Here is a 7,260-nt window from a genome sequence, read left to right on the forward strand (position 1 = left end):
GGGATTCCCCGCCCCGACCGGCACGCCGGTCACCGACGGTCCGGTCAGCACCTGGAAGCCGGCGATGACCGTCAACGGCGTGATCACCGCTTCGGCCGTGCTGTTCGTCCTGTTGCTGTCCACCGCCACGTGGGGCTGGATGTCGACCACGGTCGCCGAGGACGGCGAGGTCGGTTTCCCGCCTCTGGCGATGGTCGGCATCATCGTCGGTTTCGGCGCCGTGATGGTCGCCTACTTCAAGCCCAAGCTGGCGAAGATCTTCGGACCGATCTACGCGTTGTGTTACGGCTACGCGGTCGGCGCGATCTCTCACGCCTACGAGGCCCTGCAGGACGGCATCGTGCTGCAGGCCGCCGGTGCGACCATCGCCGTCTTCTTCGTGATGCTGATCATGTACCGCACCGGGATCATCAAGGTCACCCCGGGATACCGCAAGACGGTCTTCGCGGCGACGGCCGGGATCATGGTGCTCTATCTCGTCTCGTTCGTGTTGAACCTCTTCGGGAGTGGCATCCCGTTCATCAACTCGCCGAGCTTGTTCGGGATCGGCTTCTCGGTCCTCGTGTGCGCGATCGCCGCATCGAACCTCGCCCTCGACTTCGATCTCATCGAGAAGGGCGTCGCCAACAAGATGTCGAAGGACTACGAGTGGGTCGCCGCCCTCGGCCTCGTCGTCACCCTCGTCTGGCTGTACCTCGAGATCCTCCGGCTGCTCTCCAAGTTGAATCGCAGCTGACCGACCGTGAGCACGTTCCGGCGCGTCGCTGAGACCGTCGGCACGGCGGTACTCGCGGGACTGTTCGGCGGCGCAGTCGGCTCACTCGTCTCGATCCCGGTCGTCGGCGCCGGATTCGCCGCGGCGAACGGTGCGATCTCCGGATGGAGGCGCACCTACGACTGGTCGTGTTCGACCGGGCTGGTCGCATTCACGCTCGATTCGACGTGGTCGCTCCCGATGACGTCGGCCGGGCTGGTCGGCAATGCCGTCGGACTGGCGCAGCGCGATTCGGGCTATGTGCCCGAGCTGTCGACTCGCCAGAACCGTCACGTTTACCGGCGCGGATTCATGCCCCGGCGCGGCTTCGCCACGACCCTTGGCAACGTGATCGGTGGCGCCGGTGACGTCGACCGGCCGCGCCGCCGCCGCTTGATCACCGACCACGAGGACGTGCACATCTGGCAAGCGCGGTGGCTCGGGCCGTTCTATCCGATCGTCTATGTCGGGTGGACCGTGCTCGCCGGCGCGGCCGGGATGATCACGTGGCTGGTGCGGCGCCGTGACCAGCCGTTCATGCGCGTCGTCGAGTCGGTCGCGTACTACTCGAACCCACTCGAGTGGTGGGCCTACAGCCGCGATGACCACTGGCGCCCGTCGGCGATGGTCGCCGGTGTCGGTTGGCAGCGACCGTGCTGTCGCCCGATCGCGCTCAGCCGATCGCGGCGAGAGCCTGGATCAGTGCAGCGTTGAACTCGGCGGGGCGCTCCTGTTGCGTCCAGTGCCCGGCGCCATCGATGATCTGGTGTCCGCGGTAGTCGGGAAGCATCGTGGTCATCGACTCGACGTATTCCATCCGGTGCGCGATCACCATGTCTCGGCTACCGCCGATGAAGGCGCACGGCATCGGCGGTGCGGGCAACTCGCGAGTGAGCTCCCAATCGGCATCGAGGTTGCGATACCAACTGATCGGTCCGAAGAAACCGCTCTCGGTGAACTGCTCGACATAGCGCTCGAAATCCTCGGCGGCGAGCCATGGCGGCGGCTCGTCGGGGATTGCCGCGTCGCCCGTCCACGTGTCGAGAAGTCCGGTGCCGTCGAGCGGTGGGAGGTCCGCCGGGTCACCGGGTGGGCGTGCCATCTCACCGGATCCACCCCAGATGACCGTGCGCAACGAGCGCGCGATGTCGGCGTCGAGTTCGGTCTCGGCGGGGCCGACCGGCTGGAAGTAGAGCATGTAGAAGAAGCGGTCGGCGTAGGTGGCGCGGAACAGTTCGGTCGGCTGCATCGGCCACGGCGTGTACGGGACGCTGACGTTGACGACTCCGTTGACTCGGTCGGGATGGAACCGCGCGAGGTCCCACACGACGAGCGCGCCCCAGTCGTGGCCGACGAACGTTCCCGTGTCGGCTCCGACGTCGTCGAGGAGTGCGACCAGGTCAGCCGAGAGCAGATCGCTGCGGTAGGCGGCAACCTCGCGCGGCGCCGATGACGATCCGTATCCACGCTGATCGGGAACGAGCACCCGCCATCCGGCATCGACGAGCGGGTCGATCTGGTGACGCCACGAGTGCGAGCTCTCGGGCCAACCGTGGGCGAGCACGATCACCGGGTCGCCCGGTGCGCCGGCGTCGATGACGTCGAGTTCGATCCCCGGTGCCGTGGTGATCCGTCGCGAGGTGTGGCCGTTCATCGGGCCAACGTACCGGCCGGCCCCTCGCCCGCTCCGACCCAGAATGCACATCGGTGCCTGGCACCAACGTGCAGTTTCAGGTGGGCAGGTCGTGCCAGCCGAGATCTTCGCTGGCCCAGAGACGGTCGAACACGGCGTCGACGTCGTCGGTGAATCCGAAGCGGTTGCGGAAGTCGTAGCGGTACTGCTGCTGGATCGGTTCGAGACCGAGACGCTCGAGTCGCCCACCGCAGTACGCATCCCAGGAGGCGTTCTGGACGTTCGTCATGTCGAGGTCGGCGGGGGCGTCGGCGAAGTCGTCACGCAGCCGATCCGAGGAGCGGAGCATCACCCGCCCGAGCGATCTGCGCGCGTGGGCCTCGTCGAACGTCGTGAGGTTCTTCATGTCCTCCAACGCACCACTCTCGAGCCGCAGGGTGATCGTCGCATCGGAGGACGGTGCAGCGACGACGGCCGACATCTTGGCGAGCGGCGTCCTCTCATCGATCTCGATCTCGATCGGGTTCGTCAACCCGACGAGTGCGGCGACCTCGCGCGCGACCGCGGCGATCCGCTCGGCGTCGTACTCGACGAGACTGAAGTGCTCGGGAGACACCGAGACATGTGTCGACATCGAGGGCTCAGACGCCGGCGGTTTCGTGCGCCAAGCGCACCATCGCCTTGCGCTCCTCGAGCGCGTCATGGTCCATCTCGGCGATCGTGTCGACCTCGTCGTCGGTGAATCCGGCGAGCTCGCGGAACCGGCGGGCGAGCCCGATCGGACTCTCGTCGCCCTCGCCACGGGCACCGCCGAAGCTGAACAGCTTGTCGACGACCCGTTGGAACTCGAGGGCCTTCGCCCGGCGATCGGGGTCCTTCTCGGTGACCTTGCGCAGCCAGTCGGAACCCATCTTCACGTGGGTCACCTCATCGGCGAGCATCCAGTCCTCGCAGAACTCGAGGAACGGGTCGCCCGCGAGTTGGCCGAACTCCTTCATCTGCGTGAACACGTCGATCGCCAGGCCTTCGAGGGCACGGTTGACCCCGGCGAGGCGCAGGACCGGATCGTTGGAGCAGGCGGCTTCGAACAGGACGGTGTTCTCGGAGAACTGGCCGAGCTCGGTGCCCATCCAGTCGGACAGCTTGGCGCTGATCTCGACGTGGCGGGCTTCGTCCCACGCCTGGCGGGCCATGTCGAGCTTGAGCTCGAACGGGATCGTGTCGCCGGAGCCGTCGCCGGCCTCGAAGTCGTGCGCGGTGCGACCGGCGCCTTCGAGTGCCTGGATCTCGCCGACCATGATCCCGTGCATCAGCGAGCGCGCGGCCGCGGAGGCGTCGTGACGTTCGGGGGTCAGACGGTTGGACGAGCCGCGGCTCTTGGCCGACTTCTTGACATCGATCGCGGTGCGGCTGTCCTGCATCCGCTTCGCCATGTTGGTCTGGACGAATCGCTCGTCTCGAGCGAGGTCTTCGACCGGAAAGAACTGTCGCATCTGATTCCCCTTTGTGTCCGCTGACTATCCCCGGCGGCGATGTTACTCGACCGGTCCGATGCTGCCCGGTCCGGTGATCCCGCCGGCCTCGACCATGATCGACTCCAACGCGGCCTGGTGCTCGGTCGCCCGCCGCACGCGGTCGGGCGTCGTGATCAACGACTGCAGCATCAACTCGCCGTCGCGCCAGTCGTCGAACTCGTCCTGCAGGGCGAACCTGAGCGAACGGATCGTCGGTGCGTCGGTGATCTCGCTCGTGTTGTTCAAGTGGTACGTGTAGGCCGCGACGAATCGTGGGATCAGCACGCGGTAGACGCCGACCAGCTTCTCGATCGTCAGCTCCGGAGCCTCGGGTTCGGTCATCGCATCGATGAATCGCTGCATCGCGTCGTTGGCCGGCACCGTCAGGCGCTCCGGCTTCATCTCGCGCAGCTCGGGGAGTCGCTTGTGCCACAACTCGGCATGCCAGGCGTGGTGGTAGCAGTGCGTCCCGAGGCGCATCTTGATGTCGAGTTCGGGCACGGTGGCGACCCAGCCCCCGAGTGCCTCGAACAGTTTCATCTCGGTCCACTTGTAGTTGCCGACACGGCGCGCCGTTTCGGCGACGTCGAACGATCCCGGAAGGTCGCGACGGTCCCACGGAGCGAACGGTGGTCGGACGGTCGAATCTGTCTCGGTCGGAGAGGTGTCGGTCGAAGCGGTGCCCATCGAGGCGATGGTAGGCGTTCGGTCAGGCCCCGGTGCGCCTGGACTGCCAGTCGGCCTCGGCAGCTCCGAGATCGGTGGCCGGCGGCCCGTCGGCGGTGTATTCGAGCAGCATCGCCCGCCACGGCCCGTGGGCTTCGAGCTTGCCGAGGATCGCGCTGACACCCCAGATCACCCGATCGAGGATGACGAAGCTGGCCGGCATGTTCAACTGCTCGATCACCTGTGCGTGGGGACCCTGCACGTCGAAGATCGTCGACAACGTCTCACGCATCCAGTCGCGGGTGAACGTGAACTCGTCGGACAGGTACGGGACGTACGGACTCGACACGTAGTCGTACACGAGTTGTGGTGCGAGGCCGTGGCCGTCGCGGAGGAAGCCGGACGCCTCCATGCGTTCGACGAGCAACTCCGGATCGCGCTCGACGATGATCGCGTCCATCGCCGGCTTGAGCGTCTCCCACTCGCCGGGCGACCACCGTTTGACGAGGCCGTAGTCGAGGAAGCTGACACTGCCGTCGTGGTGGAACTTGTAGTTGCCCGGATGGGGGTCGCCGTTGAACATTCCGTAGCGGTGGATCGCGTTCTGCGCGAAACGCCACACCACCTCACCCGCCTGCTGCTTGGTGGCATCGGACGCGCTCTGGCGGAACTGCTCGAACGTGAGGCCCTCGATCCACTCGGTGGTCAACAGGCGCTCGGTGCAGAACTCGGGAACGAGCTTCGGGATCCGCACCCACGGGTGACCGGCGAAGCGTTCCTCGAACTCGGCGACGTTGGAGGCCTCCAGGCGATAGTCGAGTTCTTCGACCATGCGCGCCCGGAGTTCGTCGACGAGTCCCTTCGAATCGAGCCCCTTCAGCATCATCGACGAGAACATCGCGTACATGACCTCGGCCGCATCGAGGTCGCTCTCGATCGCCTCGTGGACGCCGGGATACTGCACCTTGACCGCGACGTCGCGCCCGTCGGGAGTGGTCGCTCGGTGAACCTGTCCGATCGACGCGGCGGCGACCGGCATGTCCGACCAGTCGAGGAAGGCGCGTTCGGGTGCCTTGCCGAGATCGCCGCGCACCACCTCGGCGGCGAGTGACGGGGCCATCGGCGCGGCGTCGGCCTGGAGGGTTGCGAGCGCTTCCTGCGCCTCGTCGGGCAGACCCTCGAAGATGAAGCTGACCAGCTGGCCCGCCTTCATCAGCACGCCCTTCATCTCGCCGAGTTCCTTCGCGACGTCCTCGGCCGTCCGGATCGCGAACTGTTCGTCGAGCTGTGCGCGCCGCTCCTCGGCGCTCCCGATACCGCGCACTCTGGACACTGCGAATCGGGCGGAGTTCCGCGCCGACAGCTTCCAGACCTTCGCGGAACGCCCGAAGCGGCTGGTCAACGGTGATGCCTTGACCGCTCCGGCCTTCTGTGCAGCGGCGGCGAGCGCCGTCGCGAGGACGACGATCGACGCCATCGACGCAACGGCCCGCTTCTGCATCAGGCTCGGCGGGTCAGCGGGTCGGCTTCGAGCGTGGCGACCGGGATGGCCTCGCCGGTGACCTCATCGGTCCAGTAGTTGTCGTTGGCGAGGCGGCCGAGGGCCGTCTGCACGCTGTCGAGGTCGGCTTCGATCGCGTCGAGATCAGGTGCCTGTGCGTCGGTCGAACCTGGGCCGCTGGTGTCGGTCACGGCGCCGACGATACCGCTTCCCGCTGGACGCGGCCGCTGGCTGTTCGGTCGGTGAGCGTGATGCCCTTGATCCGTTCACCGCCTAGCCTGTCCCGCGTGCCCATGGAGAACGTCACGTCGAACACGCAGACGTCGCCGTTGCTCGCGCTCTCGACGGGTCGATCCGACCGTGCCCGCGTCGAGGCCGCCATGCACGCGGCGGTCGTCACGTCGGACAAGTATTTGACCGAGATCGCCTCTCACTTGATCGTCGCCGGGGGCAAACGGCTCCGTCCCGTGCTCTCGGTCGTCGCCTCTCAGATCACTGGAGCCGGGGCGACTGACGACGCCGTTCGGGGCGGGGTCTCGTGCGAACTGGTCCATCTCGGTTCGCTCTACCACGACGACGTGATGGATGAAGCCGACACCCGTCGCGGTGTCGAGACGGTCAACGCCAAGTGGGGCAACCTCCAGGCGATTCTCGCCGGCGACTTCCTGCTGGCCCGCGCCTCGGAGATCGCCGCATCGCTCGGAACCGAGGTCGCCGGTCTGCTCGCACGCACGATCGGATGGTTGTGCGAGGGGCAGATCGAAGAACTCCGCTTCACGTATGACATCGGACGGACCGAGGAGAGCTACTACACCTCGATCCACGGCAAGACCGCGTCGCTGTACGGCACCGCTGCCCGCATCGGCGGGATCGTCGCCGGCCACGACGAAGCGACCATCGACGCGCTCACCGAGTTCGGTAACGCGTACGGGATGGTGTTCCAGATCGTCGACGACATCCTCGATGCGACCGCCACCGACGAACAGCTCGGCAAGCCCGCCGGACACGATCTCGTCGAAGGGGTCTACACGCTGCCGGTGTTGCGCACTCTGGCGCTCGGCTCACCGGCCGCGACCGAGCTCAGCGGACTGCTCGGCGCTCCCCTCGACGTCGAGCGGCAACGCCAGGCGCTGGCGATCGTGCGGAGCAATGACGGCGTCGCCTCCGCCATGGAGACCGCCCGCGACTACGT

General features: G+C 66.8%; 9 protein-coding genes. 3 read left to right on the forward strand and 6 right to left on the reverse strand.

All coding sequences use genetic code 11. The features are described 5' to 3' along the window. Together WBV89_RS11035 and WBV89_RS11040 are read left to right on the forward strand one after the other, a co-directional pair. A partial coding sequence (locus tag WBV89_RS11035) for a Bax inhibitor-1/YccA family protein (RefSeq protein ID WP_423981400.1) occupies window positions 1-736 on the forward strand: 736 nt, incomplete at its 5' end. 6 nt (window positions 737-742) lie between these two features. Next, complete coding sequence (locus WBV89_RS11040; RefSeq protein ID WP_423981401.1) at window positions 743-1,468, forward strand: hypothetical protein; 726 nt, start codon at window positions 743-745, stop codon at window positions 1,466-1,468. On the opposite strand, the gene WBV89_RS11045 is transcribed toward WBV89_RS11040, so the two are convergent. The 6 genes from WBV89_RS11045 to WBV89_RS11070 form a co-directional block, all read right to left on the reverse strand. Further along, on the reverse strand, window positions 1,428-2,408 hold the full coding sequence (locus WBV89_RS11045) for an alpha/beta fold hydrolase (protein WP_423981402.1): 981 nt from the start codon (window positions 2,406-2,408) through the stop codon (window positions 1,428-1,430). The genes WBV89_RS11040 and WBV89_RS11045 overlap by 41 nt on opposite strands. A 76-nt stretch (window positions 2,409-2,484) precedes the next feature. Next, window positions 2,485-3,021, reverse strand: a complete 537-nt coding sequence (locus WBV89_RS11050; RefSeq protein WP_423981403.1) for a hypothetical protein — start codon at window positions 3,019-3,021, stop codon at window positions 2,485-2,487. Window positions 3,022-3,028: 7 nt separating this feature from the next. Beyond that, entirely contained in the window at window positions 3,029-3,880 is an 852-nt protein-coding gene (locus WBV89_RS11055) for a DUF455 family protein (RefSeq protein ID WP_423981404.1), read from the reverse strand. A 42-nt stretch (window positions 3,881-3,922) separates the two neighbouring features. Next, the gene (locus tag WBV89_RS11060) at window positions 3,923-4,588 is read right to left on the reverse strand and encodes a hypothetical protein (protein WP_423981405.1); all 666 of its coding nucleotides are present in this window, start codon (window positions 4,586-4,588) and stop codon (window positions 3,923-3,925) included. A gap of 22 nt (window positions 4,589-4,610) precedes the next feature. Next, entirely contained in the window at window positions 4,611-6,068 is a 1,458-nt protein-coding gene (locus WBV89_RS11065) for an ABC1 kinase family protein (protein WP_423981406.1), read from the reverse strand. Beyond that, window positions 6,068-6,259, reverse strand: a complete 192-nt coding sequence (locus WBV89_RS11070; protein ID WP_423981407.1) for a hypothetical protein — start codon at window positions 6,257-6,259, stop codon at window positions 6,068-6,070. The genes WBV89_RS11065 and WBV89_RS11070 overlap by 1 nt, the downstream gene beginning before the upstream one ends. Before the next feature lie 102 nt (window positions 6,260-6,361). Between WBV89_RS11070 and WBV89_RS11075 the strand changes: the two genes are divergently transcribed. Then, window positions 6,362-7,260: polyprenyl synthetase family protein (locus tag WBV89_RS11075; protein ID WP_423981408.1), on the forward strand; the 899-nt coding region annotated here is incomplete at its 3' end.

The sequence above is a fragment of the Ilumatobacter sp. genome, assembly GCF_049588435.1.
Classification (GTDB): domain Bacteria; phylum Actinomycetota; class Acidimicrobiia; order Acidimicrobiales; family Ilumatobacteraceae; genus Ilumatobacter_A.

Bases quoted from the DNA above. Each gene is read 5' to 3' on its own strand.
- WBV89_RS11045 (WP_423981402.1), bottom strand. From the start codon at position 2,408: ATGAACGGCCACACCTCGCGACGGATCACCACGGCACCGGGGATCGAA.
- WBV89_RS11065 (WP_423981406.1), bottom strand. From the start codon at position 6,068: ATGCAGAAGCGGGCCGTTGCGTCGATGGCGTCGATCGTCGTCCTCGCG.
- WBV89_RS11060 (WP_423981405.1), bottom strand. From the start codon at position 4,588: ATGGGCACCGCTTCGACCGACACCTCTCCGACCGAGACAGATTCGACC.
- WBV89_RS11055 (WP_423981404.1), bottom strand. From the start codon at position 3,880: ATGCGACAGTTCTTTCCGGTCGAAGACCTCGCTCGAGACGAGCGATTC.
- WBV89_RS11050 (WP_423981403.1), bottom strand. From the start codon at position 3,021: ATGTCGACACATGTCTCGGTGTCTCCCGAGCACTTCAGTCTCGTCGAG.